General features: G+C 38.8%; 25 protein-coding genes. 21 read left to right on the top strand and 4 right to left on the bottom strand.

Going from position 1 to position 26159, the window contains the following annotated elements; genetic code table 11:
- The first annotated feature begins 4 nt into the window (after positions 1-4).
- Positions 5-1894 (top strand): DNA mismatch repair endonuclease MutL, encoded by a 1890-nt coding sequence (mutL, locus tag ACFQWC_RS07165; RefSeq protein ID WP_341357880.1) that lies wholly within the window; start codon positions 5-7, stop codon positions 1892-1894.
- Positions 1895-1946: 52 nt separating this feature from the next.
- Here the strand turns inward: mutL and ACFQWC_RS07160 are convergent, their stop codons facing one another.
- Positions 1947-2393, bottom strand: a complete 447-nt coding sequence (locus tag ACFQWC_RS07160; RefSeq protein ID WP_299741047.1) for a DUF4385 domain-containing protein — start codon at positions 2391-2393, stop codon at positions 1947-1949.
- Between the two features lie 316 nt (positions 2394-2709).
- Here ACFQWC_RS07160 and ACFQWC_RS07155 point away from each other — a divergent pair, with 316 nt between their 5' ends.
- The 6 genes from ACFQWC_RS07155 (at position 2710) to spoVK (ending at position 10298) form a co-directional block, all read left to right on the top strand.
- A complete protein-coding gene (locus tag ACFQWC_RS07155) occupies positions 2710-4161 on the top strand; it encodes an FAD-binding oxidoreductase (protein ID WP_377106720.1) in 1452 nt (483 codons plus the stop codon).
- Positions 4158-4709 carry an MFS transporter gene (locus ACFQWC_RS07150; protein ID WP_377106718.1) on the top strand — a complete coding sequence of 184 codons (552 nt, stop codon included), beginning with the start codon at positions 4158-4160 and terminating at the stop codon, positions 4707-4709. The genes ACFQWC_RS07155 and ACFQWC_RS07150 overlap by 4 nt, the downstream gene beginning before the upstream one ends.
- A gap of 428 nt (positions 4710-5137) precedes the next feature.
- The gene (locus ACFQWC_RS07145; RefSeq protein WP_377106716.1) at positions 5138-7522 is read left to right on the top strand and encodes a penicillin acylase family protein; all 2385 of its coding nucleotides are present in this window, start codon (positions 5138-5140) and stop codon (positions 7520-7522) included.
- A 212-nt stretch (positions 7523-7734) separates the two neighbouring features.
- The gene (gene miaA / locus ACFQWC_RS07140) at positions 7735-8694 is read left to right on the top strand and encodes a tRNA (adenosine(37)-N6)-dimethylallyltransferase MiaA (RefSeq protein WP_377106714.1); all 960 of its coding nucleotides are present in this window, start codon (positions 7735-7737) and stop codon (positions 8692-8694) included.
- A gap of 27 nt (positions 8695-8721) precedes the next feature.
- Positions 8722-8958 (top strand): RNA chaperone Hfq, encoded by a 237-nt coding sequence (hfq, locus tag ACFQWC_RS07135; protein ID WP_299741051.1) that lies wholly within the window; start codon positions 8722-8724, stop codon positions 8956-8958.
- A 386-nt stretch (positions 8959-9344) separates the two neighbouring features.
- Positions 9345-10298, top strand: coding sequence for a stage V sporulation protein K (spoVK, locus tag ACFQWC_RS07130; protein ID WP_299741054.1), 954 nt, complete (start codon positions 9345-9347; stop codon positions 10296-10298).
- A 72-nt stretch (positions 10299-10370) separates the two neighbouring features.
- Here the strand turns inward: spoVK and ACFQWC_RS07125 are convergent, their stop codons facing one another.
- The gene (locus tag ACFQWC_RS07125) at positions 10371-10979 is read right to left on the bottom strand and encodes a trimeric intracellular cation channel family protein (protein ID WP_299741056.1); all 609 of its coding nucleotides are present in this window, start codon (positions 10977-10979) and stop codon (positions 10371-10373) included.
- A gap of 200 nt (positions 10980-11179) precedes the next feature.
- Here ACFQWC_RS07125 and hflX point away from each other — a divergent pair, with 200 nt between their 5' ends.
- The 4 genes from hflX (at position 11180) to glnA (ending at position 15656) form a co-directional block, all read left to right on the top strand.
- Positions 11180-12433 carry a GTPase HflX gene (gene hflX, locus ACFQWC_RS07120; protein WP_299741058.1) on the top strand — a complete coding sequence of 418 codons (1254 nt, stop codon included), beginning with the start codon at positions 11180-11182 and terminating at the stop codon, positions 12431-12433.
- An 18-nt stretch (positions 12434-12451) separates the two neighbouring features.
- Positions 12452-13729 (top strand): methionine gamma-lyase family protein, encoded by a 1278-nt coding sequence (locus tag ACFQWC_RS07115; protein ID WP_299741059.1) that lies wholly within the window; start codon positions 12452-12454, stop codon positions 13727-13729.
- A gap of 138 nt (positions 13730-13867) precedes the next feature.
- The gene (locus ACFQWC_RS07110; RefSeq protein WP_299741061.1) at positions 13868-14284 is read left to right on the top strand and encodes a MerR family transcriptional regulator; all 417 of its coding nucleotides are present in this window, start codon (positions 13868-13870) and stop codon (positions 14282-14284) included.
- Positions 14285-14321: 37 nt separating this feature from the next.
- Entirely contained in the window at positions 14322-15656 is a 1335-nt protein-coding gene (gene glnA / locus ACFQWC_RS07105) for a type I glutamate--ammonia ligase (RefSeq protein WP_148969244.1), read from the top strand.
- 116 nt (positions 15657-15772) lie between these two features.
- Here glnA and lexA read toward each other — a convergent pair whose 3' ends face one another.
- Positions 15773-16393 carry a transcriptional repressor LexA gene (lexA, locus tag ACFQWC_RS07100; RefSeq protein ID WP_044337292.1) on the bottom strand — a complete coding sequence of 207 codons (621 nt, stop codon included), beginning with the start codon at positions 16391-16393 and terminating at the stop codon, positions 15773-15775.
- Between the two features lie 156 nt (positions 16394-16549).
- On the opposite strand from lexA, the gene yneA reads away from it, so the two are divergent.
- The 10 genes from yneA to ACFQWC_RS07050 all read left to right on the top strand — a co-directional run bounded on the left by yneA (position 16550) and on the right by ACFQWC_RS07050 (position 25209).
- A complete protein-coding gene (gene yneA, locus ACFQWC_RS07095; protein WP_299741070.1) occupies positions 16550-16876 on the top strand; it encodes a cell division suppressor protein YneA in 327 nt (108 codons plus the stop codon).
- Positions 16877-16887: 11 nt separating this feature from the next.
- Entirely contained in the window at positions 16888-17538 is a 651-nt protein-coding gene (locus ACFQWC_RS07090) for a YneB family resolvase-like protein (protein ID WP_299741072.1), read from the top strand.
- Positions 17539-17643: 105 nt separating this feature from the next.
- Entirely contained in the window at positions 17644-17877 is a 234-nt protein-coding gene (locus tag ACFQWC_RS07085) for a DUF896 domain-containing protein (protein WP_341357881.1), read from the top strand.
- A 301-nt stretch (positions 17878-18178) separates the two neighbouring features.
- Positions 18179-20185, top strand: coding sequence for a transketolase (gene tkt / locus ACFQWC_RS07080; protein WP_377106709.1), 2007 nt, complete (start codon positions 18179-18181; stop codon positions 20183-20185).
- Positions 20186-20456: 271 nt separating this feature from the next.
- Positions 20457-20894 carry a sporulation inhibitor of replication protein SirA gene (gene sirA / locus ACFQWC_RS07075; RefSeq protein ID WP_299741078.1) on the top strand — a complete coding sequence of 146 codons (438 nt, stop codon included), beginning with the start codon at positions 20457-20459 and terminating at the stop codon, positions 20892-20894.
- Between the two features lie 84 nt (positions 20895-20978).
- On the top strand, positions 20979-21200 hold the full coding sequence (locus tag ACFQWC_RS07070) for a YneF family protein (RefSeq protein ID WP_044337285.1): 222 nt from the start codon (positions 20979-20981) through the stop codon (positions 21198-21200).
- 194 nt (positions 21201-21394) lie between these two features.
- The gene (locus ACFQWC_RS07065) at positions 21395-22330 is read left to right on the top strand and encodes a tyrosine-type recombinase/integrase (RefSeq protein ID WP_377106706.1); all 936 of its coding nucleotides are present in this window, start codon (positions 21395-21397) and stop codon (positions 22328-22330) included.
- Between the two features lie 855 nt (positions 22331-23185).
- A complete protein-coding gene (locus ACFQWC_RS07060; protein ID WP_377106704.1) occupies positions 23186-23647 on the top strand; it encodes a hypothetical protein in 462 nt (153 codons plus the stop codon).
- A 421-nt stretch (positions 23648-24068) separates the two neighbouring features.
- Positions 24069-24203: a hypothetical protein gene (locus ACFQWC_RS07055; protein ID WP_377106702.1), complete on the top strand. Its 135-nt coding sequence runs from the start codon at positions 24069-24071 to the stop codon at positions 24201-24203.
- A 193-nt stretch (positions 24204-24396) separates the two neighbouring features.
- Complete coding sequence (locus ACFQWC_RS07050; RefSeq protein WP_377106700.1) at positions 24397-25209, top strand: hypothetical protein; 813 nt, start codon at positions 24397-24399, stop codon at positions 25207-25209.
- 57 nt (positions 25210-25266) lie between these two features.
- Here ACFQWC_RS07050 and ACFQWC_RS07045 read toward each other — a convergent pair whose 3' ends face one another.
- The gene (locus ACFQWC_RS07045; protein WP_377106698.1) at positions 25267-25503 is read right to left on the bottom strand and encodes a helix-turn-helix domain-containing protein; all 237 of its coding nucleotides are present in this window, start codon (positions 25501-25503) and stop codon (positions 25267-25269) included.
- Positions 25504-26159 lie beyond the last annotated feature (656 nt).

The raw sequence follows: 26159 nt of genomic DNA, 5'->3' as shown, positions 1-26159 counted from the left end.
AACTGTGGTGAAAATATTTCAGCTTGATGATTCCCTCTCAAATAAAATTGCCGCCGGTGAAGTAGTGGAAAGACCGGCTTCTGTTGTGAAAGAGCTCCTTGAAAATAGCATAGATGCAGGCGGAACTGTGATCGAAATTCATATTGAAGAAGCAGGTTTACATTCGATACGAATCATTGATAATGGTGACGGAATTGAAGCAGACGATGTGAAGACAGCATTCAAACGCCATGCAACGAGTAAAATTAAAGACGAAAATGATTTATTCCGTATCCGTACTTTGGGATTTAGAGGTGAAGCCCTGCCCAGTATTGCTTCCGTTTCCCATTTTGTCCTGAAAACGAGCACGGGAGATGGTCCGGGTACATGTATCGAGCTTGAAGGTGGAGAAATTCATTCCCTTGAGAAAACGTCGTCAAGAAAAGGGACGGATATCACAGTTTCCCAACTGTTTTTCAATACACCTGCACGATTGAAATATATGAAAACCATTCATACTGAACTGGGAAACATTACGGATGTAGTGAACCGGATTGCCCTGGCGCATCCTAACGTTTCAATCAAGCTTCTGCATAACGGTAAATCTTTGTTACACACCAATGGTAATGGGGATGTCCTGCAAGTTCTGGCCGCTATCTATGGGATCGGAATAGCCAAGAAGATGGTGCCAATCCAAGTGAGCTCACTTGATTTCAAGGTAAAGGGCTATATCTCCCTGCCGGAGGTTACACGTGCCTCCAGAAATTATATTTCAACGATGATCAATGGGAGGTTTATAAAGAACTATGCTTTGGCGAAAGCGATCGGGGAGGGGTATCACACACTTCTTCCGATTGGGCGTCACCCTATCGTCCTTCTTAGCATAGAAATGGATCCGATACTGGTAGATGTGAATGTACATCCTTCCAAAATGGAAGTCCGCATAAGTAAAGAAAGTGAATTAAATACATTAGTTACTGAAGGAATCAAAAAGGTGTTTAAAAGAAGAGAATTGATTCCTTCAGGGTCCGTGGCACCAAGGGTTGTACAACCGAAATCAGAGCAAACGTTTATGAGCCTAGACCATTCGCATAAACCTCAACCGAAAGAAGAAAGTACGGGATTCAGAGGTGAGGTCCGTGAACGATTGCTTCCTAAGGAAGAGTTGGAAAAGCTTTATGAACCAGAACCACCAAGGGACGAATCCCATGAGGCAAAAATTCCTGTATCCGGTGAACCAGCAGTTCCGGACTTAATGGATTCCCTTGAGGAAGCAGTGGGATTCCAGGATACAAATGTGGAAGAAGTACTTGAAAAGGAAGGCCGCTCTCCTGGAGTTCCCCCGCTTTATCCTGTCGGCCAAATGCATGGTACGTATATCTTCGCCCAAAATGATCGTGGCCTATATATTATTGACCAACATGCAGCTCAAGAACGAATAAAATATGAGTTCTTTAAAGAAAAAGTGGGAGAGGTTGCGAAAGAGCTCCAAGAACTCCTGGTCCCACTTACTCTTGAATTTTCTACAGACGAGTATATTAAAATTAATGAATACCGCCATCTTCTGGAAGACGTTGGTGTGTTTCTGGAAGAGTTCGGCTACAATAGCTTTATTGTCAGGGCTCATCCTCAATGGTTTCCAAAAGGGGAAGAACAGCAAACCATCGAAGATATGATCGAACAGGTGTTAAAAATGAACCGGGTGGATATCAAAAAGCTCAGGGAAGAAGCAGCGATTATGATGAGTTGCAAAGGTTCGATCAAGGCAAACCATCATTTGCGAAATGAGGACATGCAAGCTTTACTGGATGAACTTAGAAGGACCAGTGATCCATATACCTGTCCCCACGGTCGACCGATACTTATCCACTATTCAACGTATGAAATGGAAAAGATGTTTAAACGTATAATGTAGGATCAGAACAGGGGGATGAACCAGCAGTAGTTCACCCCTGTTCTTTTTGTCTTTAACCAAAGTTGCTTTGGTGTTCTTTTTTAAGATGAAGATACTCTTCATCCTCTCTGGCAAGCTTCCACTTTGTTTCGAATACTGCTGCAGATGCAGCTTTCTCTTCGTCTATCTTTCTCTTCTTTAAATCTCCTTCTTTATTATACTTTTTCCCTCCTGGATAGTTGGCGTAACGTCGAGCTCTTGTATACCCCATTTGAAGAAACTTTCTGGCCATGTCCATTCCTACAAAATCATTTTCCAGTTTGTATTGGATAAACAACTCATATATCTTATTTGAAGATTCTTTGGCAATATCGGTGTTTTTAAAGCGCCAGTGGGGAAGGATTTCACTCTTATATGGTTCGACAAGTAATACACCCTGTTCCCCTCGTCCCACCCGATATTTTTCAGGCTGCTCCCGAAAATCAATCGTCTCGAAATCAAGATCATAATCAAATGCCATGTTCATCACCTTCTGAATATCTTGTACCCCACATGCTCTATCACCTAAACGAAGTGGTGTGCAGGGAATTTCTTGTCAGTAATAATATTATGGTAACTAATTTAATTCTTCTCTTTTTTTAATAATAATGGAGTAGATATAAGTATGGTTACAAAAAAAGTTCATAATGGAATTTTTGCAAAGCCCTGTTAAGTATAAATAACTTGTGATTGAAATGATAATTCATCACAAGCTTTTTTATTTTGGCTAAAATATATTGAAAAATAACTAATATTGTGTAAAATTACACTAAAAGGGTAAGTTTGGAGGAGAGGAAATGATTATTGGGTCCAAGAGAAAAAACAGGTTATGTTTGCTGATCCTTATTCTGATTTCCTACATAGTGATATTCCAGTGGATGATAACTAATACTGACTCGGGCAATGTCATTTCAGATGTAGGTAGATTGATGCCAATGAAAATCAAAAAAATGGTAAAAGGCAAGGAAGAGAATAGTATAGTAAATACGATAAATGAAGCCCAAAAAGAGGACCTTAAAGTTTCGATTGCGGGGAAGAGACACAGTCAAGGAGGACATACATATTACCCAGATGCCGTCGTGTTGGACATGACGGGATTTAACAAAGTGCTTAAAGTTGATCCCGTTCATAAAACTATCCATGTGCAAAGCGGTGTAACATGGAATGATATTCAAAAAGCGATTAACCCCTATGGTCTTTCAGTGAAAGTGATGCAGTCCCAAAATATTTTTACTGTAGGAGGGTCTTTATCTGTAAATGTGCATGGGAGAGACATACGAAATGGTGCTTTAATTGAAACCGTGAATTGGTTTAGACTAATGAAGCATGATGGCGAAATCATAACCGTATCGAGAGAAGAAAACTCAGAATATTTTCCGTTGGTTATCGGGGGATACGGATTGTTCGGAGTCATAATGGATGCGGAACTTCAGCTTACTTCAGATGAATTATATTATATAAAAACAGAAGAACTGAACTATGATGAATATGAGAACTATTTTAAAGGGAATGTCTTACAAAATGACAAGGTGAAAATGCATCTGGCCCGATTGTCTACAGCACCTGACACGTTCCTCCAAGACATGTATGTGACAGACTATTTGATAAGTCCAAAGCATGAAGAGTACTCTAATCATAATGAACTGAAAGAAGATAAATTTACGTTCTTAACGAAATTCTTGTTAGGACTCTCAAGAGATTTTGATTGGGGAAAAGATGCATTTTGGACCATGCAGAAATCTTTTTTTCGGGATCGAGACGGTCATTTGGAAACGAGAAATAATGTGATGCGTTCTGAATCAGAGTTTCTAGAGCACGAGGGAAAGAATGACACAGATATATTACAAGAGTATTTTATCCCAGTGGATAAGTATGAAGAATATATAGATGATTTACGAAAGTTCTTAGCTGATAAGGACATTAATTTAATGAATATTACGGTTCGATATGTTAAACACAATGAAGAAGCCCTTATGTCTTACGCCAAGGACGATATGTTTGCACTTGTTCTGTTAATCAATCAGGGAATGGATGAAAAGGAAAAGAAGAAGACAGGAGAGATCATTAGAGGCATGGTTGACGTGACACTGAAACACAGCGGCAGCTATTATCTTCCTTATTACGAATATCCTACAGTAAAACAAATGCATGTTGCCTATCCGAATGCAGAAGAATTCTTCAGTAAGAAGAGACAGCTTGATCCCGATGAACGTTTTGTGAATCTATTTTATGAGGAGTATGGCCAATGAAGTGGTTGATCGTTTCCCAAAGTTTTGCCATGGTAGCTGCAAGTGTGTCCTTTCCTTTTTATCTATTGTTCATACAAAATATCGGTAGTTCATTTTCAAGCTTTGGTTTTGCTTATGGATTGTTTACGTTAAGTGCTGCCATTAGTCATCGTTTCATTGGAAGGCTGTCTGATTTAATCGGAGGACCGAGTCTTCTAGTCATTTACTCCGTAGGAATGAGTTTTCTGTTCCTTTTTATACCCTCAGCAGGATCCATTCATGAGGTATACTTCATTCAGGTAGGTCTGGGAGTACTGGGGGCTTTGCAGAAAACGTCAGAGAAGGTAGTGATAAGTGAAGTGACAGACCATGCCTCAAGAGGTAAGAGTATCGGGGTGTACCATTTTTGGACGTCTCTATTCTCAAGTGGAGCCGTTATGGGAACTGGATTTCTATTAGACTACTTTACCATCAACGTTATTTTTTATTCCTGCTCCATTTTCTTTTTAACGAGTGGAATATTGATCATGACTTTCTGGTCCAGATTGAAACATACTGTACCTCTATAAAGAGGCTGGGACATAAGTGTTTTAGTCTAAGTGGAACCCGAACAAATCTACCTTCTAGGAAGCGGATTTTTCGGGTTTATTATTTATTTCGATACATTTGATTTTAGCTGTTTCCAGCGGTTGATTGGAGTGCAAGACGAAGACTCCTGCGGGAAAAGTAGCTTATGTGAGACCCCGCAGGCTTGCCGAGGAGGCTCACGGGCTACCCGCGGAAAGCGTAGTCTTGCACGGAAATCATTAGCGGTATTAAGAACCTACACTTTTATTGTTCGTCTTTACATCGTGGCATTTTAGTTTTGTCCCAGGCTCTTTTTACATATAGAATTTTTCAGAATGCATTTTAGTAGAAGGAATTCTTCTCACAAAAAGCTAATACTAAGATATAGTTATATTCAGAAAATTCAATATATGAAATAGGGGGAAATGGAATGAATGGAGGCATAGAGCTTCTAAGGGAGAAAAAGAATAAACGCCTTAAAATTATATTATGGACAGCGGGAACCATTCTGTTTATCATGCTTGGAGTCCTTATTTTTGCAAATTATTACATTGACAGATCGCTGCCTGTTACATCGGGTGCTATTTCATTAAAAGGTTTATCCCAAGATGTAGAAGTGATCAGGGATAAAGACGGCGTGCCCCATATTCTTGCTCAAAATGAAAAAGACCTTTATATGGCACAGGGTTATGTACAGGCGCAGGATCGTCTATTTCAAATGGACCTAAGCAGAAGACAGGCTTCGGGGCGATTGAGTGAAGTGGTCGGTGAGAAAGCAATTGATCGGGACAAGTTCTTCCGGACATTTGGTTTGCGGAGGGCAGCGGAGGTTTCATTTGCCGCATATCCGGATGAAGCCAAGCAGCTTCTCGAATGGTATGCCGATGGGGTAAACGCTTTTATGCAAGAAGCCACAGATGAAGGAAGGCTCCCTATTGAATTCACTCTGCTTGGCTATAAACCTGAAAGATGGACTCCCATCGATTCATTAACCATCGGTAAGTATATGGCATTTGATTTAGGGGGCCACTGGCAAGGACAGGCTTTCCGGTACTGGGCATTAGAAAACCTGCCAAAAGATAATGCGTATGATTTGTTCCCTTCATACCCTGAAGACGCTCCTACCATCCTATCAGAAATAGGAGAAGTTCAGGTTGATATGGAGCAATCATTTGCCAGTGCTGTCATTCCACCGGAGTTTAATGGGAGCAACAACTGGGTGGTAAGCGGAGAGAAAACAGCCAGTGGTAAGCCCTTTCTAGCAGACGATCCCCACCTCTCATTGGGAACTCCTTCCATATGGTATCAGATGCACCTGGAATCACCACAAGTCAATGTGAGTGGAGTGATTTTTGCCGGTATTCCAGGGATCATCCTTGGTCATAATGAGCAAATTGCGTGGGGGGTAACAAATACGGGACCTGATGTTCAGGACTTATATGTAGAAAAACAAAATGATGAAGATCCTTCTCTGTTTTTATATGATGAAAAGTGGGAAAGGGCAACGATCATAGAAGAGCCCATTAAAGTAAAAGATGGTGACACCATTCCTTATGAAGTCACAATCACAAGACATGGACCGGTGATTTCAGAGTTTTCTCATCAAAATGAGAGTGGAAAGGTGCTTTCAATGAGATGGACAGCACTTGATCCAAGTCTGGAACTTCTCGCAATCCTTAACATCAATAAGGCAAAGGATTGGGATGAATTTGAAGAAGCCTTAAAGGACTTCCATGTTCCTACCCAAAATTTCGTATTTGCCTCAGAGGATGGGACGATTGCGTATAAGGCAAATGGGAAAATTCCAATCAGGAAAAAAGGGGACGGACTTCTCCCTGTTCCCGGGTGGGATCCTGATTATGAATGGGAAGGATTTATACCATTCGAAGAGCTTCCCAAAGTCATCAATCCAGAATCGGGTTTCATTGCAACAGCAAATAATAAAGTGGTTTCCGAAGAATATCCATATCACATTAGTCATCACTGGGCTCAGCCATATCGGTACATGAGAATATCTGAGTATTTAGAAGCAAAAAAGGATATCGCTCTTTCCGATATGAAAGACCTTCAAATGGATCAGATGAATTTACATGCACGTGAAATGGTTCCTATTCTGATTGAAGATATGGAAAGCGGCTCATTAACAGCTAAAGAAAAAGAAGCTGTTGAGTTGCTGAAGTCCTGGAACAATAAAGATGATAAAAAACTAGCTGCTCCACTCGTTTTTCACCAATGGATGAACGAAATTTCCACTGGTCTATTTAAAAAGGAAATTCCAAAAGATATGATGAAACTGTTTGAAGGCCGTCAAAGTGTCGTGGATGAACTCATTCGGAAGGCTCATAACGGAGAGGAATCTCAGTGGTTTGTGGACAGTGGAGGATACAAGACTTTCCTGACAGCTTCACTTACCCAAGCATTAGACGAGCTGGAAGAAGAATATGGTTCTTCAATGAACGAGTGGGAGTGGGGAATGTATCATAGAGTATACTTTGAACATCCTTTATCGGGAGCATCTTCAGTATTGAAATGGTTCTTAAATGACAGAGATCCTGTGGCAGTGGGAGGAAGTAGAGTGACGGTGGGGGCTGCAAGCTACAATGAGAGTGGAATCGTCAATCATGGTGCTTCATGGAGATTTGTTATCGATACAGAGAACATGAACAATGGCTTTCATATTGTAGGCCCTGGACAAGCGGGTCATTATAAGAGTGAATGGTATCATAATCAAATTAATGCATGGATTAATGGTGACTATCATGGAACCTCAATCTCCAACCCAAGTGGAGACACGTTAAAATTAAAAGCAGAATAACTAACTAAAACTGCTTGAAGGATTCCTTCAAGCAGTTTTACCTGTTCCATAAACGGGTACATTGACATCAATAAAGAAGGGAGGCAGAAAAGTTTAATCTCTGGGAATAATAATAAAAGAAATGGACAAACTAGCAAGATGTGATTTCACAACATCTATCATTATGGTACGATAATATGTAAAGAATCATTTACATAGAAAGCAGTGAACGTATGACAAGATATGAGAAAGAGAAAGTGATTGTTCTTATTGGTCCGACTGCTGTAGGGAAAACCAATACAAGTATAGAACTTGCAAAGAGGTTTAAAGGGGAAATCATCAGTGGTGACTCCATGCAAATCTATAAAAGAATGGATATCGGTACCGCTAAAATCACCCCCGAAGAAATGGAAGGCGTCCAGCATCATTTACTTGATATTAAAGATCCTGATGAATCCTTTTCTGTAGCTGAATTTCAGCAGCTTGTCCGAAAGAAAATATCGGAAATACACTCTCATGGGAAAATCCCTCTTATTGTAGGGGGGACAGGACTTTATATTCAGTCTGTCCTATACGATTATCAATTCACTGAAACTCCAGGTGATGAACACTATCGCGAGGGGCTGGAAGCAAGCCTAGAGAAGAATGGTTCCGGGTGGCTTCACGATCAGTTATTATCCGTGGATCCCGTTTCAGCAGGGAATATTCACCGGAATAATACCCGCCGAGTTATTCGAGCATTGGAAATCTATCATTGTACTGGGAAGACAATGTCTGAGTATCAAGAAGCGCAATCCCAGGAGCTGCAGTACGATGTTGCTTTAATTGGATTAACCATGGATCGGGATAAACTTTATAAAAGAATAAACCTTCGTGTTGACTTAATGATGAAACAGGGTCTATTAGAAGAAGTTAAAGGGTTATACGATGAAGGTATAAGGGATGTTCAGTCTGTTCAGGCCATCGGATACAAGGAGCTTTATGATTATTTTGATGGTGAAGTCAGCTTGGAACGAGCAACAGAAAACCTAAAGCAAAATTCCAGAAGGTATGCAAAGCGTCAACTGACATGGTTCAGAAATAAAATGGATGTGGCCTGGTTCGATATGACAGATGAGAATCAGCACGCCGAAATTATCGAGGATATTTCAGAATTTATTGCAGGAAAGCTTCAATTAAAGTCGAATAAGTAATGTAGAGATAGAAGAGGAGGACTAACCATGAAACAATCCATTAATATCCAAGATCAATTCCTTAATCAATTGAGAAAAGAAAGCTCACTATGTACGGTATTTTTATTAAATGGCTTCCAAATCCGTGGTCAAGTGAAAGGTTTTGATAACTTTACCGTGCTGTTTGAATGCGATGGAAAACAGCAGCTTGTATATAAACATGCCATTTCAACATTCGCTCCACAGCGTAATGTCCAAATAAATTTTGAAGAGACAACCAATTAATTGTGAAAAAGCTTTCGAAAGCTGCCTCTAGGGGCAGCTTTTTTTGTAGTTATTATCGGATCCTTTTCTCATAAACGCCATGAATCTGAGTAAGGATTAACAGAATTAGTTAATGAAAAGAAATGTAATTGAATAGGATGATAAGAGAGGCTTTTTTTACGTCCCTCACTTACAATGCTACAAACTAGTTTTTAACAGCTATATAATGATGAACCTGTTGTAACATAAACGAAGCAAAACACTCCGTATTTCTTTTTATTTCTCGGGAAAGCGCAGGAATAGACAGAATTCTTCATATTTGTCGAAAAAATAGGTGAAGTATAGGCGTTTGTCACCCTAAAATCCTCAGGAGCGTATACTGTCTTTAGAATAGTGAGGTGAAACCTTTGGATCAACCAATGAGAATGAAAAATAATGGTCAAATCAGCATTGTATTGAATTCTCAAAAACGGAGTTCAGTACGAGATACGTTGAGGCATGAATCTCTTCCTCAGTCTCTCCCTCAAGAGCATGTCGCTTTAAAAGAAATAGAAGAAGAACTCGGATCTCTTGTGGGAATGGAAGAAATGAAAAAAATGGTGAAAGAAATTTATGCATGGATATATGTCAATAAGAAACGTGAAGCAATGGGGTTGAAAGCAGGAAAACAAGCACTTCATATGATGTTCAAAGGAAACCCCGGTACAGGTAAGACGACCGTAGCAAGAATCATTGGAAAACTGTTCTTGAAAATGAATGTACTTTCTAAAGGACATTTAATAGAAGCAGAGAGAGCTGATCTGGTCGGTGAATATATTGGACACACAGCTCAAAAAACAAGAGACCTTGTCAAAAAAGCCCTAGGAGGCATTTTATTTATTGATGAAGCGTATTCTCTCGGCAGAGGCGGAGAAAAGGATTTCGGGAAAGAAGCGATTGATACACTTGTCAAACATATGGAAGATAAGCAGCATGAATTTATCTTGATTCTGGCAGGATATTCGAGGGAAATGGATCACTTTCTCACCTTGAATCCAGGACTGCAATCACGATTTCCTCTCGTATTTCATTTTCCTGATTATTCAGTTGATCAGCTGATGGAAATTGGAAGAAGGATGTTAGAAGAGAAGGAGTATTTATTAAGTCACGATGCAGAAAGAAAGATAAGGGAGCATCTTCATTCAGCTAAAAATACACTATCTCCCATGGCATTTTCAAACGGAAGATATGTACGGAATGTATTAGAAAAGTCAATCCGTGCTCAGGCAATGCGCCTCCTAATGGAAAATTGTTATGATCGACATGATTTATTAACCATTCGCAGCAATGATCTGGTGTTTAACAAAGCTTCTTCTGAATGACCATACTTAGTAAACAATAAGAATCTAAGAATCTATGAAAAAAATGCATTCATAAAAGAATGCATTTTTTCATTAAACATGTGCTCTTAAGCTCCTATTCGGCAACCTCCATTTATATAAGTAGGAAAGTACTCGCAACGTCGTGGTAATGATGAATAAAGAGTACAGTTCAAAGGCTGAATGGACAATTCCCAGTCCAATGGCCGCTCCACAAAGAACCGCCCACACAGCATAAATCTCTGATCGAAGCACTAACGGTTTCCGGCCGGCAAGAAGATCGCGAATGATTCCACCGCCGCTTCCCGTCAATACGGCTGCCACAATGACAGCACTTATCGGGTGATTCATTTCAGAAGCGTATAGTGCTCCTTGGATGGCGAAGGCTGATAGACCTATTGCATCAAAGAAATTCCCCCATTTTCTCCAATGCTTAAGGAGATTATTAGGGAAAAGAAAGACGGCTGTTATAGATAGAAGGGCTATCTGAAATAACATGCCTTGTTCCCACAGAGCGGAAACAGGGACGCCGATCAATAAGTTCCGAATGGCACCTCCACCAAATGCTGTGACAATTCCTAATATATAAACACCAAGTATATCGTATTCCTCTTCCATGGCAATGATAGCTCCTGAAATAGCAAAAGCAATGGTACCAATAATGCTCAATACTTCCCATGTCATACACATTCCTCCTAACCCTATTACAATATGCTACATGCCAGTATGTAGAATGTGAGCGATGTTTTGTTTATTCAAACATACTGATTTTAACACGTTTGCACTTAATTGCAACCATTTTTCATTACCTTTTACATAGAGTTTACGAGACGAATTTGGTATGATGAAAATGATAATGAAACGTACAGAAAGAAGGATGTTTATTGAAGAATGAAGTGAAGGAAAAAGTCATTCTTGTTGGGTGTCAACTGGAGGAAGAAGACTTGCGTTTTCAGTATAGTCTAGACGAGCTTGAAGAGTTGACGGAAACGGCTCAAGGTCAGGTTGTGGCTATATTAACTCAAAAGCGGGATCGCGTTCATCCTGGTACATATATAGGAAAAGGTAAAGTGGAAGAGCTGGCCCTTTTAGAAGAACAATTAGAACCGGATATTATCATTTTTAATGGTGAACTATCTCCGAGTCAAATCAGGAATTTATCAAAAGATTTAAATGCAAGGGTGATTGATCGTACTCAGCTGATCCTGGATATTTTCGCTGGGCGCGCCCGTTCAAGAGAAGGGAAATTACAAGTAGAACTTGCTCAACTTCAATACCTTCTTCCTCGATTAATCGGTCAAGGGGCGTCTCTCTCAAGGTTGGGAGGAGGAATTGGTACAAGAGGGCCGGGTGAAACAAAGCTGGAAAGTGACCGTCGTCATATTCATCGCAGAATTGATGACATTAAGAAACAACTGCAGATCATAGTTGAACACAGAGAAAGGTATCGTGAACGGAGAAAGCGTAACAAAGCCTTTCAAATAGCATTGGTCGGCTATACAAACGCAGGCAAATCGACTTTGTTTAATAGAATCTCATTAGCAGATTCTTATGAAGAGAATCAACTCTTTGCTACATTGGACCCGATGACAAGGAAGATGCCCTTGCCCAGCGGATACACGGCATTACTTACGGATACTGTCGGATTTATCCAAGATCTCCCGACTACATTAGTAGCGGCGTTTCGCTCTACGCTGGAAGAGGTAAAGGAAGCGGATCTTCTTCTCCATGTTGTGGATAGTTCAAATCCGGATTACAGTCAGCACGAAAAGACCGTTCAAGCTTTATTAGAAGACTTGGACATGAATGGACTGCCTCAGCTAACGGTATACAATAAGAAAGATGTAATGGACCCTGACTTTGTTCCGAGTAGTGAATGGGATCATATAATGATCAGTGCCTTAAACGAACACGATCGCGGGCAGCTTTTATTAAAAATAGAAGAAATCGTGAAAAAACATATGACATCTTATCATGTATTCATTCCAGCGAGTGAAGGGAAGGCCCTTTCACAATTAAAGAATGAAACCATCTTAAGAAAACTGGAATTTATAGAGGAAAGCCAGGTTTATGAATTGACGGGCTATCACTTGGAAGATCATCCAATCGCAGGAAACATCAAGAAATTTCAAAGGTAGAAGGGAAACAAAAATCTCATGTATGAACAATTAGTGCACGGAACCATTCTAAAGCCACTGGTAACAAAAGTTGAAGCAAGCATTAAAGAAATTCATAAACAAATAGAAGAAAGAGCGGAAAAAAACCAGTTTAATGTACTTAGATCTTTTCAAAAGCATCGTGTAAGTGATTCTCATTTTATTCCTTCCACAGGATATGGGTATGATGATGCAGGGAGAGACACATTAGAAAGTATTTATGCAGATGTATTTGGGGGAGAAGCGGGACTGGTGAGACCTCAGATCATATCAGGCACTCATGCAATCTCAATCGCCTTATTTGGTGTACTTCGACCTGGGGACGAACTGGTGTATATAACGGGAAAACCATATGATACGTTAGAAGAAATTGTTGGTATTCGCGGAGAAGGGACCGGTTCTCTGAAAGACTTTCAGATTGGCTATCAAAGTGTTGATTTACTCGAATCAGGAAAAATCGATTTTGAAAAAGTGGCTAAAACGATTTCTTCCAAGACAAAAATGGTAGGGATACAGCGGTCTAAAGGATATGCCAATAGACCTTCATTTACTCTAGATGAAATCAAAGAAATGATTGATTTCGTTAAAGAAATTAACCCTGAAATCGTCGTCTTTGTAGATAATTGCTACGGAGAATTTGTTGAAGAAAGAGAGCCTTGTCACGTAGGTGCAGACTTAATGGCCGGTTCCCTTATTAAAAATCCTGGTGGCGGCCTTGCTAAAACAGGAGGATATATCGTTGGGAAAAAAGGATACGTAGATGCATGTTCATATCGAATGACCTCACCTGGCATAGGGGCCGAGGCCGGGGCATCTCTTTACAGTTTGCAAGAAATGTATCAAGGCTTCTTTTTGGCGCCACATGTGGTGGCACAGTCATTAAAGGGTGCCGTCTTCACATCCGCTTTCTTAACGGAGCTTGGCATGGATACAAATCCAAGTCCTTATGCACAACGAACAGATTTAATCCAGTCGGTACAATTCAATGACAGAGATAAGATGGTTGCATTTTGTCAGGCAATCCAGTTTGCATCCCCTATAAATTCTCATTTCACTCCATATCCCAACTATATGCCTGGCTATGAAGATGACGTCATTATGGCCGCAGGAACATTCATACAAGGTTCCAGCATTGAATTATCTGCAGACGGACCGATAAGACCACCTTACGTAGCGTATGTCCAAGGGGGGTTAACTTACGCCCATGTAAAAATCGCCGTTTGCATAGCAGTAGATAATTTGATTGAAAAAGGTTTAATCACTGTTGCGAACGGATAATAAAGTAGTAATTGGATAGTCTAATTTTGACTATCCCTTTCTTTTGATTTCTTATGTAAGAAAATCTAACATATGATTGACAGATCTCCTTACATTACATATAATAAGGTCAAGAAGGAAAGAAAAGGAGGAATCAAGATGAGCGGAAGTGAAATTCGTCGAACGATGGCATTATTTCCTATCAGTATTGTCATGCAGCTCACGGACTTAACGGCTCGTCAGATTCGCTACTATGAAGAGCATCAGCTGATCAACCCTGCACGTACTGAGGGGAATCGCAGGCTCTTTTCCTTGAATGACATTGATAAGTTATTGGAAGTAAAGGATCTGTTAGATCAAGGCATCAACATGGCTGGGATTAAGAAGATATTTGCTGTATCCAGTCATAATGAAAGTAAAGTGGTATCTGACGTAAGTAATGAAAAGGAAGAAAAAGCACGACAAGATCTATCTGATGACGAGCTGCGTAAATTACTCCGAAATGAATTGATGCATTCTGGTCGATTTACTAAAGCATCTTTGCGTCAAGGTGACATGTCTCGCTTTTTTCATTAAATAAAACCTTTAATAATCTTGAGGAGGAAATACGTAAATGGCAAAGTATACTAGAGAAGATGTTCTAAGATTAGCGAATGAAGAAGGTGTAAAGTTCATTCGACTGCAATTCACTGACATTCTGGGGACGATTAAGAACGTAGAAATCCCTCTGAGTCAACTTGAAAAGGCATTAGATAACAAGATGATGTTTGACGGATCTTCAATTGAAGGATTCGTTCGTATCGAAGAATCAGATATGTACCTATTCCCTGATTTAGATACTTGGTTAGTATTCCCATGGACAGCTGAAAAAGGAAAAGTAGCCCGTCTAATCTGTGATATCTACAATCCAGATGGCACTCCATTCGAAGGAGATCCGCGTAACAACTTAAAGCGCATCTTAAGCCAAATGGAAGAGCTGGGGTTTACTGACTTCAATCTAGGACCTGAGCCAGAATTCTTCCTCTTTAAATTAGACGTAAACGGTGAGCCGACATTAGAATTAAACGATAACGGTGGTTATTTCGATTTAGCTCCTACAGATTTAGGGGAGAACTGCCGTCGTGATATCGCATTAGAACTAGAAGAAATGGGCTTTGAAATCGAAGCATCTCACCACGAAGTTGCTCCTGGTCAACATGAGATCGACTTTAAATATGCAAGTGCATTAAGAGCATGTGATGATATCCAAACATTTAAACTAGTAGTTAAAACGATTGCACGTAAGCATGGTTTGCACGCTACATTCATGCCAAAACCACTATTTGGTGTAAATGGATCAGGAATGCACTGTAACATGTCCCTATTCAAAAATGGGGAAAACTCTTTCTTTGATGAAAAGGGAGATTTGCAATTAAGCGATACAGCTCGTCAATTCCTTGCAGGTATCATTAAACATGCCACTGACTTTACAGCGATCACGAACCCGACTGTAAACTCATACAAACGTTTAGTACCTGGATATGAAGCTCCTTGTTATGTTGCATGGTCTGCTCGTAACCGCAGCCCATTAATCCGTATCCCTGCTTCTCGTGGATTAAGCACACGTGTAGAAGTTCGTAGTGTTGACCCGGCGGCTAACCCATACCTGGCGATGGCTGTATTACTGGCAGCTGGATTAGATGGAATCAAAAATAATCTTCCAGCTCCTAAGCCAATCGACCGCAACATTTATGTCATGGACAAAAAAGAGCGTGAAGAAGCAGGAATCGTAGATCTTCCAGCAACATTACACGCTGCATTAGAAAACCTTAAAACAAATGAAGTAATCGTTAAATCCCTTGGAGAACACATCTTCGAACACTTCGTTGAAGCGAAAGAAATCGAATGGGATATGTTCCGTACACAAGTACACCCATGGGAGCGCGAGCAATACATTCAAATGTATTAATCCTTAAACAGTGGGTCGTAGCAAAAACGCTACGACCCACTGCTTTTTTATTCTTTAATAGTCTTCCAAATTACATAAAAAATTAAGCCGCTATTAAACATAGCGGCTTAAACCTATTAATGTACTTGACGATAAACTCCGACAACTTTTCCTAAAATGGATACATTTCGTAAAATGATCGGATCCATTGTTGAATTCTCTGGTTGTAATCGAACATAATCCTTTTCTTTAAAGAAACGTTTTACAGTCGCTTCATCTTCCTCGGTCATCGCTACGACGATATCTCCATTGTTCGCTGTTTGCTGCTGACGCACGATAACGAAATCCCCATCCAAGATCCCGGCTTCTATCATACTATCACCCATGATTTCCAGCATGAAGACCTGTTCATCAGAAGGTGCCATACGCTCAGGCAGTGGAAAGAATTCTTCTACATTCTCGACAGCAGTGATGGGTTGACCTGCTGTAACCTTACCGATTAAAGGAACGTTCACAACTCGCTGGCGTGGAATCGTATCCTCTTCAAGATTTAAAATTTCGATGGCTCTTGGTTTGGTGGGATCCCGGCGAATGAGGCCTTTACTCTCTAACCTGGCCAGATGTCCGTGTACGGTGGAACTAGAAGCAAGACCAACGGCTTCCCCGATTTCCCGGACGGAAGGTGGATATCCTTTTTCTCTTACTGCAATTTTAATATATTCTAGTATGTCTTGCTGTCTTTTAGACAATTTTGTCATGTTCACGCACCTCTATTATAGATCTTATGTTCCCATTATAGCATGTCTTTCCAGCTGATACAAACATAAGTTCGAATTTCTGTTGACACCAAACGAATGTTCGTATTACAATAAAAATAACAAAACAGAACAAACATTCGTATGGAGGTATTTTTTATGTTATCACACATTTGGAATCGTTTCTCTTACATTATTATATTATTTGTTTTAGCGCTTTTTTCTGCAGCCTATTTACTATTTGTCATGGCAGATCAACCGTCTTATCAAAGTATCACCGTTCAGGATGGAGACACGCTCTGGACTATTGCCAAACAATATAATGAAGAATACTCTATGACAGTGGAAGAATTTATCGCTTGGGTAGGAGAGGAAAATAATCTCACATCATTCTCGATCAAGCCCGGTGAATCACTTGTGTTACCTATAGAAAATCCGACATTATCCACCCATTCAGATTATGAATTGGTAATGAACGAAGAATAGAGGGATAGAAGATGAAGGCAGTAATTTACTGCAGAGTAAGTACAAAGAAAGACACACAGGAAACATCTTTGGAACGTCAAGAAGAGGAATTAGTGAAATTAGCACAAGAACACCAATACGAAGTGGCTGCTATCATAAAAGATCAAGCAAGCGGTTTTGAATTAGATCGTCCTGGTGTTCTGGAACTTCTTGATTTGATTAAAGGTGAGTCGATTGCGGCTGTTCTCATACAGGACGAAACAAGGATTGGCAGGGGAAATGCAAAAATTGCCCTCATTCATTGTCTATTAAAAGAGGAAGTTAAGATTATTAGTCAAACACATAGTGGCGAGCTTCACTTATCTGAATCAGATTCCATGGTGATTAATATCGTGAGCATGGTTGAAGAATACCAAAGGAAACTCCATAATTTGAAAATCAGACGAGGAATGAAAAGGGCAGTGGAAAATGGTTTTCAACCTCATAAAAATCTAAAGAATAAAGGGAATCTAGATGGAAGAGAGCGGATTGAAGTACCCGTTGAGGAAATTGTCAGGTTAAGAAAGAATGAACTGACTTTTGCTGAAATTGCAGCTACACTAAGAGGGTTTGGGTATGACGTCTCCAAAGCTACCGTACATAGGCGTTTTAAAGAATATATGGCTTCATTGGAAAATGCGTAACTCTTGTTTTATCTCCTTTAATCTAGTAACATGACGATAGTATGACGCTTAACTTTCAGTTGTGTTTTAGATTTTGCCGACTATGCAATAAAGGAGTTTTTATAGATGCTTTCAAAAACGAAAATGAATCGAATCAATGAACTTGCCAAAAAGTCTAAAAGCACTGGACTAACAGAACAAGAAGCAAAAGAGCAGTCCAAGTTGAGAAAAGAATACCTGGAAACGTTTCGTCAATCGATGAAAGGGACCATTGAAAATACAAGAATCTTTGATCCGGAAGGTAATGAGGTGACCCCTAAGAAGATCCAGGATATCCAAAGTAAAAAGAAAATGCATTAAGTTAACGAGCTGTCAGGTCTGATATAAATGGACCTGGCGTTTTTTGTTGCGGGGTGACGACAAAACTTAAAAGTAGAGCGATAAAGTACTTGCCAATTCCTTAAGTATCATTCTGCTACGGCCTCTACCCCCTCGTCATGCTGCATGCTTGTCGTGTCTGATAAAGCCGTCTCCGTTCCTGAAATTTAAGGGTTTTTATTTTCAACCTCTATAAAGTCATGTTATCATTCAAGATAGTTGTATAAACTATCAAAGAAGATTAATATTAATAAGGTACATTAAAAGGAAGGATGTCTGACATATGTTTGATAACACAGATCAATTAGCAATTAATACAATCCGTACATTATCTATCGATGCAATTGAAAAAGCGGGTTCCGGACACCCTGGAATGCCTATGGGAGCAGCTCCGATGGCGTATGCTCTTTGGACAAAATTCATGAATCATAATCCGAAAAATCCTGAGTGGTTCAACCGCGATCGCTTCGTTTTATCTGCGGGTCATGGATCCATGCTCTTGTATAGCCTGCTCCATTTATCAGGTTATGATGTTTCAATGGATGATCTTAAAGACTTCCGTCAATGGGGAAGTAAAACTCCAGGACACCCTGAATACAAACATACTCCAGGAGTAGAAGCTACGACTGGGCCGCTTGGTCAAGGAATTGGTATGGCAGTTGGTATGGCATTAGCTGAAAGACATTTAGCTTCTACATACAATAAAGATCAATACGATATTGTGGATCATTTTACATATTCTATCTGTGGAGATGGAGACTTGATGGAGGGTGTATCCTCTGAAGCAGCTTCATTAGCAGCACATTTAAAATTAGGCCGTCTAGTCGTTCTTTATGATTCAAATGATATTTCACTTGATGGGGATTTAGATAAATCTTTCTCTGAAAGTGTGAAAGGTCGCTTTGAAGCTTATGGTTGGCAATATATCCGCGTTGAAGACGGTAATGATCTTGAGGAAATTTCTAAAGCAATCGAAGAAGCTCAAGGTGATACAACTCGTCCTACAATGATCGAAGTGAAGACGGTCATCGGATATGGTGCGCCTAATAAATCAGGGAAATCAGATGTTCACGGTGCTCCACTGGGTGAAGACGAAATGAAGCTTACGAAAGAAGCTTACCAATGGACATTTGAACAAGATTTCCATGTTCCTGATGAAGTGTACAGCCGCTTCGAGGAAAAAATCCAACAAACCGGTTCTCAAAAAGAAGAAGAGTGGGCTAACCTTTTCATTAAATACCAAGAAGAACATCCAGAACTTGCTACTCAATTAGAAGCTGCCATTAAAGGCGATCTTCCACAAGGATGGGATCGTGACATTCCTGTCTATGAAGAAGGTAAAGCATTAGCAAGCAGAGCTTCTTCCGGTGAAGTCTTGAATGCGATTGCTAAGAATCTTCCTTCATTCATCGGGGGATCAGCAGACTTAGCGGGATCCAATAAAACGATGATCAAAGATGAAGCAGATTTTATGCCTGAATCGTATGAAGGACGCAATATCTGGTTCGGAGTTCGTGAATTTGGTATGGGTGCTGCCATGAATGGTATGGCTCTCCATGGTGGACTGCACGTATTCGGGGGAACATTCTTCGTATTCAGTGATTATTTAAGACCGGCTATCCGTTTAGCTGCATTAATGGGCTTACCGGTAACGTATGTTTTCACTCATGATAGTATCGCTGTCGGAGAAGATGGACCGACACATGAACCTGTAGAACAGCTTGCTTCACTACGTGCAATGCCTAACCTTTGTGTCATCAGACCTGGTGATGGAAATGAAGTAGCTGCAGCATGGAAGTTATCTTTGGAGTCCAAGGATCAGCCAACGATGTTAGTTCTATCTCGTCAGGATCTTCCAACTCTTAAAGGTACTGCAGATAAAGCATATAACGGAGTAGATAAAGGAGCATATGTGGTATCAGCTTCCGGCAAAGATCAGCCTGATGCACTACTGATTGCGACTGGTTCTGAAGTGCATTTAGCGGTAGAAGCTCAAAATGTACTGGAAAAAGACGGAATCAGCGTATCTGTCGTAAGTATGCCGTCTTGGGATCGCTTCGAGAAACAGTCAAAAGAGTATAAAGAATCGATCTTACCTAAGAGTGTGAAAAAACGCCTTGCTATTGAGATGGGATCTCCAATGGGCTGGGATCGCTATGTTGGAGACGAAGGCGATATCTTAGCGATTGATGGATATGGCGCATCAGCTCCTGGGGCAAGAGTTATAGAAGAATATGGATTCACTTCAGACAATGTAGTGTCAAGAATCAAGGCATTGCTTCAGAAATAAATAAAGATTTGATAGGTCAACTCCTTAATACTCTTTAAGGAGTTGACCTTTTTTAGAACGGAAAAATGAATGATTGTTAAAGGGAGTATGTATGGTAGATAATGGGTATAGTGATGATAGTCAGTTTCATATAGTAACTCAGGAGAATTCAGTAGAGTGTATGAGTTAAAATAAACTTCGACAAAACTAGTGTAGATTTTCAACAATTTCTGACAATGACTCCCTTCTAGTTGATTTATACTATATGAAAGAAAGGCAGGAGGGAGAAAAGGTGCGAAACTATCAAATCTATTGGATTGAAGAAACGTTTGTTCAGCACTATTATGGTCGAGAAAGAATGTTCTATCAATTGTTTTCCGATTGGGAAGCAAGTTCAGGAGATCTTCATGATATCATCTCTAAGCAAGTAGAATATATTACTAAACCTATCCCTTACCTTCCTACTCAAAGACTCCTCCAGCATGAATTAATGAAGGTTGAAGGAGCGGCCTGGGTTGACTCTGTAGCGACAATCGAAAGAGGGGCCTCAGGGGCTACCCTGGTTCTAAATGAAAAATGGATGACGCTGAACACCTGGGGGCAAGATGAATCAGAATATATTTTCTTTGAAATTTTGCGAAAGAATATGGGTCAATTACTGGCAATCGATATACAAAATGAACGTTTTGGTTGGTTAAAGCCAATAAAACAAAGAAAATTTATATATTAATAAGAAATTATGACTGAAATATTGTATAATGTTTCATGGTTTAGTACACTTTTATAAGGACAACATGAAGGAGGAAGTAAGAGTATGTCAACGACTGGGTTACTTATTCTAGTTGGAGTTCTAGCATTACTTGCTGGAGTTGCACTAGGATTTTTCATTGCTCGTAAATATATGATGAGCTATCTTAAGAAAAATCCACCAATTAACGAGCAAATGTTACGCATGATGATGATGCAAATGGGCCAAAAACCATCCCAAAAGAAAATCAATCAAATGATGAATGCAATGAATAAGAACATGAAGTAATAGGTAGAAGCACAAGCCTATTACATCAAGGTTCATTGACCATCTGATGATTGGTTTACTAAAAAGATAAGCCATAAAAATGTTGTTTGGTTAATCTTTCTTAGCAAATTTCATTCAAATTGGTTTATCTTTCACGTTTTCAAAAATAAGACCACTTTTCCTGTAGAAAAATTAAGCAGGGGGAGTGGTCTTTTTTGTTGTTGCTTGATGATGTAATTCAGGAATATTTATACCACTGCATGGCAAAAGGTTTCACTAAGAAAACAATGATTAATAAACGATTCGAATTAAATCAGGCGAAAGAGTATTTACATAACAAAAGGGGCTTAACAACACTTGAGAGTGTCACCATTCATGATCTAAAAGCTTATGTGAGGTATAAACATCAATCTGGACTCAAACCTCAGAGTATTGTTTCCCTTTTTAAAATGGTTAGAGCGTTCTTTTCTTGGTGCGAGAAGGAAGAGTACATACAAGATAACATAGCCAAGAAAGTAGAGTTACCAAAAGTACCAAAGCGAGTATTCGAAGGACTGAGTACTTCTGAGGTTCAAGCCATGATCAATTCCTTCTCTTATAAAAGCTACTTGGAGGCTAGGAATAAAGCGATTATTGCTATGATGGCTGATTGTGGTCTACGTGCAATGGAAGTCCGTGGGATAACAAATGAAGACATTAAAGAAACAGCAATCTTGGTACATGGGAAAGGAAACAAGGAAAGATTTGTTTATATTAGTCCTGCACTCAAAAAGATCCTTATTCGCTATGAGCGATTAAAGAAAGAATATTTTCAAGAACGGTTGATCGAGGAGGATTTTTACTTTTTGAATTATGTCGGTAGGGGATTATCTCATATTGGTTTAGATAATTTAGTCAAAGAGGCTGGTAGGAGAGCTGGAATTGATAAACACAAAGTTAAACCGCATAACCTACGTCATTATTATTCGGTTACCACTTTATCCGATGGTCACTTAGACTTGCATAGCTTATCAAGACTCTTGGGTCATTCTGAAATTCAAACTACACAAATATATTTAGCTTCTCTCAGTGAGGAGCAGTTATCAAATAAAGCCATCTCAAGCAGTCCGCTAATGAATACTGGAAGAACTAGAAAAGGTAAGCTCAGATAAGCCACCAGACCATTCTACACATCTAGGAGAGCAATTACACCATGAAGAGTGAAAAAGAGGTATTAGATCGTGTTAAACGACTCTGTGAAGCTATTGTCAGGTTAGAGCCTATCATTGGTGTTCCTGATGATTCACATATCGAATTATCGCACCTAATTTTAAATGAAATCAGAAATAATTGAGAACAAAAAAAGAGCCAGTGACGGCATTCACTGAACTCTTTCTTACCTTATAGCATCCCATAATTAAATATGGAATTTCCCTGTCTTTATTTTACTAAAAAAAATAGTATGATACAAGGCTTAGTTCTTCATTGCCTAAAACAGGTGATTCCGGGTCGTGGACTGCCAACTTACACGACTATAATCTAAACTGGAAAGGTAGTGACTCAGCCGATGCAGATAAATGAGGATAGGATACAATGAACATTTCCCTATTTGTGTTTGTATCTGAATAGTGAAAGCTACTTCAGTGCTGATCGAAGGAAGGGTAGTGTCCATATGGACAGTAGGACAAGTTATAAGTACCGAAAGGGAACCTGTTAGGGCTACTTGATACAGTAAGCTTGTTTAAGATGAAAATTCTTATCGACAAATAGGGTTCACACTAAAACGGATACCTTAGCATGATGTACCATGAAGTCGCCTATCTATGATTGATTGTTTTTTTACATTCAATCATAGGTAGTCGACTTTTCCCCTAGCCGTATTTCCTTGCAATCACCCCATGAAGCCAGAAGTTCAATACCAATGTCAAGTAAGTTTTAACCTGATAATTTAAAATATTAGAAAATATATCCATAAATTCAAATGTAGTGATAAAATATAACTATCTTATTATTGGAGGCTTTATTCCATGAATGAAAAATTAGCTAATCTAAAACTTAGAGGCTACTATTGGTACGGAAAGGGCTTGCCTACAAAACAACCATTTAATGATACAGATAATGTAGGTAAGTTTACGACTTTTACAAATGAAATTACTGAAGATCTTCAAGGGAAAATTGTTAAGGCTGTACATGAGGGTTCAGCTAAATTAGTTAAGCACAGTGACCCAACCATTGATAAGAGTATGTATCGTGGTGCAGGTCAAGGGGAAGCGGTCATCTGGTACTCAACGGATAAGAAAGAGGATCTAACTAAGTTGGTTGAATACTTAATTGAAAATAATCTAATTCAAAAAACTAAGACAGGGAAGCTCTACAACATTTCATTTAAATATGACACACAAACTAGAAATAATGAGTACGGTGATAACTTTGTTGCTCAAATTAAGTTAGCCGACTTAGTAAATTTAGCTACTGGTGAGATCCTTTAGGGGTCATCCTTGGAAATAATAGTGATATATACGGATATGATACGAACTTTACTGTAATAGTTCCTTGGTCAGCAGCCGGAATTATCTCTGGTATGCTGATCATAGGTTTTTCGGAAGTAATACTACATGAAATTAACTTAAGACTGAAAATGAGTAAAGATAGCAAAGAATCAATTGCTAATCAATCTGATAAAATTTATACTCGTCAAGAATCATCCCAAACCCAAAATAATAAATAATACAAAAAAAGCACTCTCAAAATAATGAGGGTGTATTTTTTTGTAGTAAAAAAGAAGCCGATTATTCATCGGCTTCTTGATTTATTCGTTATGATTTTGAATTAATACAAAAAACTTATATCTAGTCCTTTGATGAATTGAAATTGGAATTTTTCTTGCTGATGTTATAGGAAGTGAACACAGTGAAAAATAAAATTGCACCTAATAAAGCAGAAATAGAATGTGGAAAAACTAAGACTGATAGAATTCCCCCAAAAATTAACCCAAGAAATGTAATAAGGATACGCAAAGAATCATCTCCAATAAAATTATATTAAGAATGATATCGTCTTTTAAAAAATCTGTAAAGATAGTTAAATAACACCAGTAAAATATTCACCTTTTATAATCCTTAATTTGGAATTTGCCGGTGATTAACTTCTTAAATTTGAGGAAAATGTCGATTTGACACTATTAATATGCTATTCTAATTTTTGTTGTTTTTATTAAATTTTGGAAAGGGTGGTTAATTTGAGAAATTTAAAGTTTATTATTGCGGCTTTATTATTCTCTGTATCAATGGTAGTGCTCACAGATAAAGAAGCATCAGCAGCACCAACTATTGAAGGTACCTATGATTTGAAATTGAAGGATTTAGGAGTTCCAGAAGAAGTGATTAACAATATGTCAGTTTCAAAGAAAGAGCACATTGTTAATTCAAATCCTAAAGAATACCTAGGTGGGGAGAAAGGCATCTTAACTACTGATTCAGAACCACAAAAAGAAGGTGAATTTACAACATTTGGAGTAATTCCTCAAGATGAAATGGAATTTAGAGTTGATATTTTTAATAATGGATATACATCTGATGGAAGAGATATGTACATGGTTATAGTTGGATATACCTGGTTGCAGGAGCCATTCTGGAAACTACAAGATCCTTTTGGAGTGAAGTGGGATGAATCGAAGTTTAGATATCAAGACGGCAGTTCTTACAGTAAGATAGATTATTGCCATGGTGGGGACTTACAAACATGTATTAATTGGAATACTGAATCTTCAACAATATATCCATACAGTGGTGACGGTGGATTAGGTTGGAATGCGGATTTGAAAGGTCATGCAACCCTATCATCTGCTAACTCTGGCTTTGGGAGTTTAATTTTAGAAACTAAAGATGGTGTGTCTTTACCGAGTGGAGGAAGTTCACAAGTACATGCATATTATGCGCATGATATTGATTCATGGGGATCTATAGGATTAGAATTTAAAGGTTTCTCAGTTTCATTTTCTGGCTCTAGTAGTGTTGACGAAAGAGCACTTACAAAAACATTCTATTATTAATAAATACAAAATGGACAGTATTCAATTTGAATACTGTCCATTTTTCATTAGTGATTTTCAAAAATAATATCTAACTAAATCATCAATTGTATAAGTACGATCTATGTTCTTCACTTTTGCTGTCTCATTTAATACGTCTAGAATTCGGTGGATGGTGTCTAGTTCTAGACGTTTAGCATCGCCCTTAGCAAGTGAAATTACTGTGCCTGAACGCACTTTAGACTCAACACTCAGCTTATTCATTGTCAGCTCCAATTCCTTTAATATGTTCTCTAAATTAAACCTGTAAGCCATTAACTTCAACTCCTATTGTCTTCTCTACATTTAGTTATTTTGATTATAACATAACTTTTCAAATCAGAAGTAGAACTTTTCGAGAAATACTATTGACGTACTACTTCTGCGGTTGTACTATAGAGTTAAGAAATGTAAAACGAGGTGATTATATGATTAAAGCTATTCTAATAGGAGCAACAATCTTTATTAGTTTTGGTTACGTATTATTTTTTGGAATGTGTAAAACGAAGCAAACTTAGGTTGAAGAAGTTGGTAATTGTCCGAACTTACTTTAATAAGTAATGAATGAGTAATATTACTCTAATTATTTATGTTTTATCCATTGTATTCATTGGAATTGCTTGTAAATTATAATAGCACGAATGAAGTGCTTACATAAAAGGGAGAGAGTTAAATGGAAAATAATAAATTAGTTGTGGGAAATTTGGAACTTACTGTATCTGGGGAAACAAATATGGATTTTAAAGCTTTTTTGAGTCATATGATCTGCAGCATTTTGTACTAGGTCAATTACAACTTTTCATGCCTAATGGCGAAACTATTAATCTTAAGGTGGAAAATGTTGATCACCATGACTGGGAAACTGAAGAACTCGAAGAAGAGTTAGACTAACAAAAAAATAATCCCTGATGAACACTGCCAGATAGAGATTG

The organism is Rossellomorea sp. GCM10028870 (genome assembly GCF_042666755.1).
Lineage (GTDB): Bacteria > Bacillota > Bacilli > Bacillales > Bacillaceae_B > Rossellomorea.
Note: the sequence above shows the minus strand (reverse complement) of the source record. Positions and strands in the feature narration are given on the sequence as shown.

Coding starts and splice junctions, on each gene's coding strand:
- ACFQWC_RS07090 (WP_299741072.1), top strand. CDS start 16,888: ATGAAGGCAGTAATTTACTGCAGAGTAAGTACAAAGAAAGACACACAG.
- yneA (WP_299741070.1), top strand. CDS start 16,550: ATGTTATCACACATTTGGAATCGTTTCTCTTACATTATTATATTATTT.
- ACFQWC_RS07070 (WP_044337285.1), top strand. CDS start 20,979: ATGTCAACGACTGGGTTACTTATTCTAGTTGGAGTTCTAGCATTACTT.
- ACFQWC_RS07060 (WP_377106704.1), top strand. CDS start 23,186: ATGAATGAAAAATTAGCTAATCTAAAACTTAGAGGCTACTATTGGTAC.
- lexA (WP_044337292.1), bottom strand. CDS start 16,393: ATGACAAAATTGTCTAAAAGACAGCAAGACATACTAGAATATATTAAA.
- ACFQWC_RS07150 (WP_377106718.1), top strand. CDS start 4,158: ATGAAGTGGTTGATCGTTTCCCAAAGTTTTGCCATGGTAGCTGCAAGT.
- hfq (WP_299741051.1), top strand. CDS start 8,722: ATGAAACAATCCATTAATATCCAAGATCAATTCCTTAATCAATTGAGA.
- tkt (WP_377106709.1), top strand. CDS start 18,179: ATGTTTGATAACACAGATCAATTAGCAATTAATACAATCCGTACATTA.
- ACFQWC_RS07155 (WP_377106720.1), top strand. CDS start 2,710: ATGATTATTGGGTCCAAGAGAAAAAACAGGTTATGTTTGCTGATCCTT.
- ACFQWC_RS07115 (WP_299741059.1), top strand. CDS start 12,452: ATGTATGAACAATTAGTGCACGGAACCATTCTAAAGCCACTGGTAACA.
- ACFQWC_RS07110 (WP_299741061.1), top strand. CDS start 13,868: ATGAGCGGAAGTGAAATTCGTCGAACGATGGCATTATTTCCTATCAGT.
- glnA (WP_148969244.1), top strand. CDS start 14,322: ATGGCAAAGTATACTAGAGAAGATGTTCTAAGATTAGCGAATGAAGAA.
- ACFQWC_RS07160 (WP_299741047.1), bottom strand. CDS start 2,393: ATGGCATTTGATTATGATCTTGATTTCGAGACGATTGATTTTCGGGAG.
- miaA (WP_377106714.1), top strand. CDS start 7,735: ATGACAAGATATGAGAAAGAGAAAGTGATTGTTCTTATTGGTCCGACT.
- ACFQWC_RS07145 (WP_377106716.1), top strand. CDS start 5,138: ATGAATGGAGGCATAGAGCTTCTAAGGGAGAAAAAGAATAAACGCCTT.
- ACFQWC_RS07125 (WP_299741056.1), bottom strand. CDS start 10,979: ATGACATGGGAAGTATTGAGCATTATTGGTACCATTGCTTTTGCTATT.
- ACFQWC_RS07085 (WP_341357881.1), top strand. CDS start 17,644: ATGCTTTCAAAAACGAAAATGAATCGAATCAATGAACTTGCCAAAAAG.
- ACFQWC_RS07045 (WP_377106698.1), bottom strand. CDS start 25,503: ATGGCTTACAGGTTTAATTTAGAGAACATATTAAAGGAATTGGAGCTG.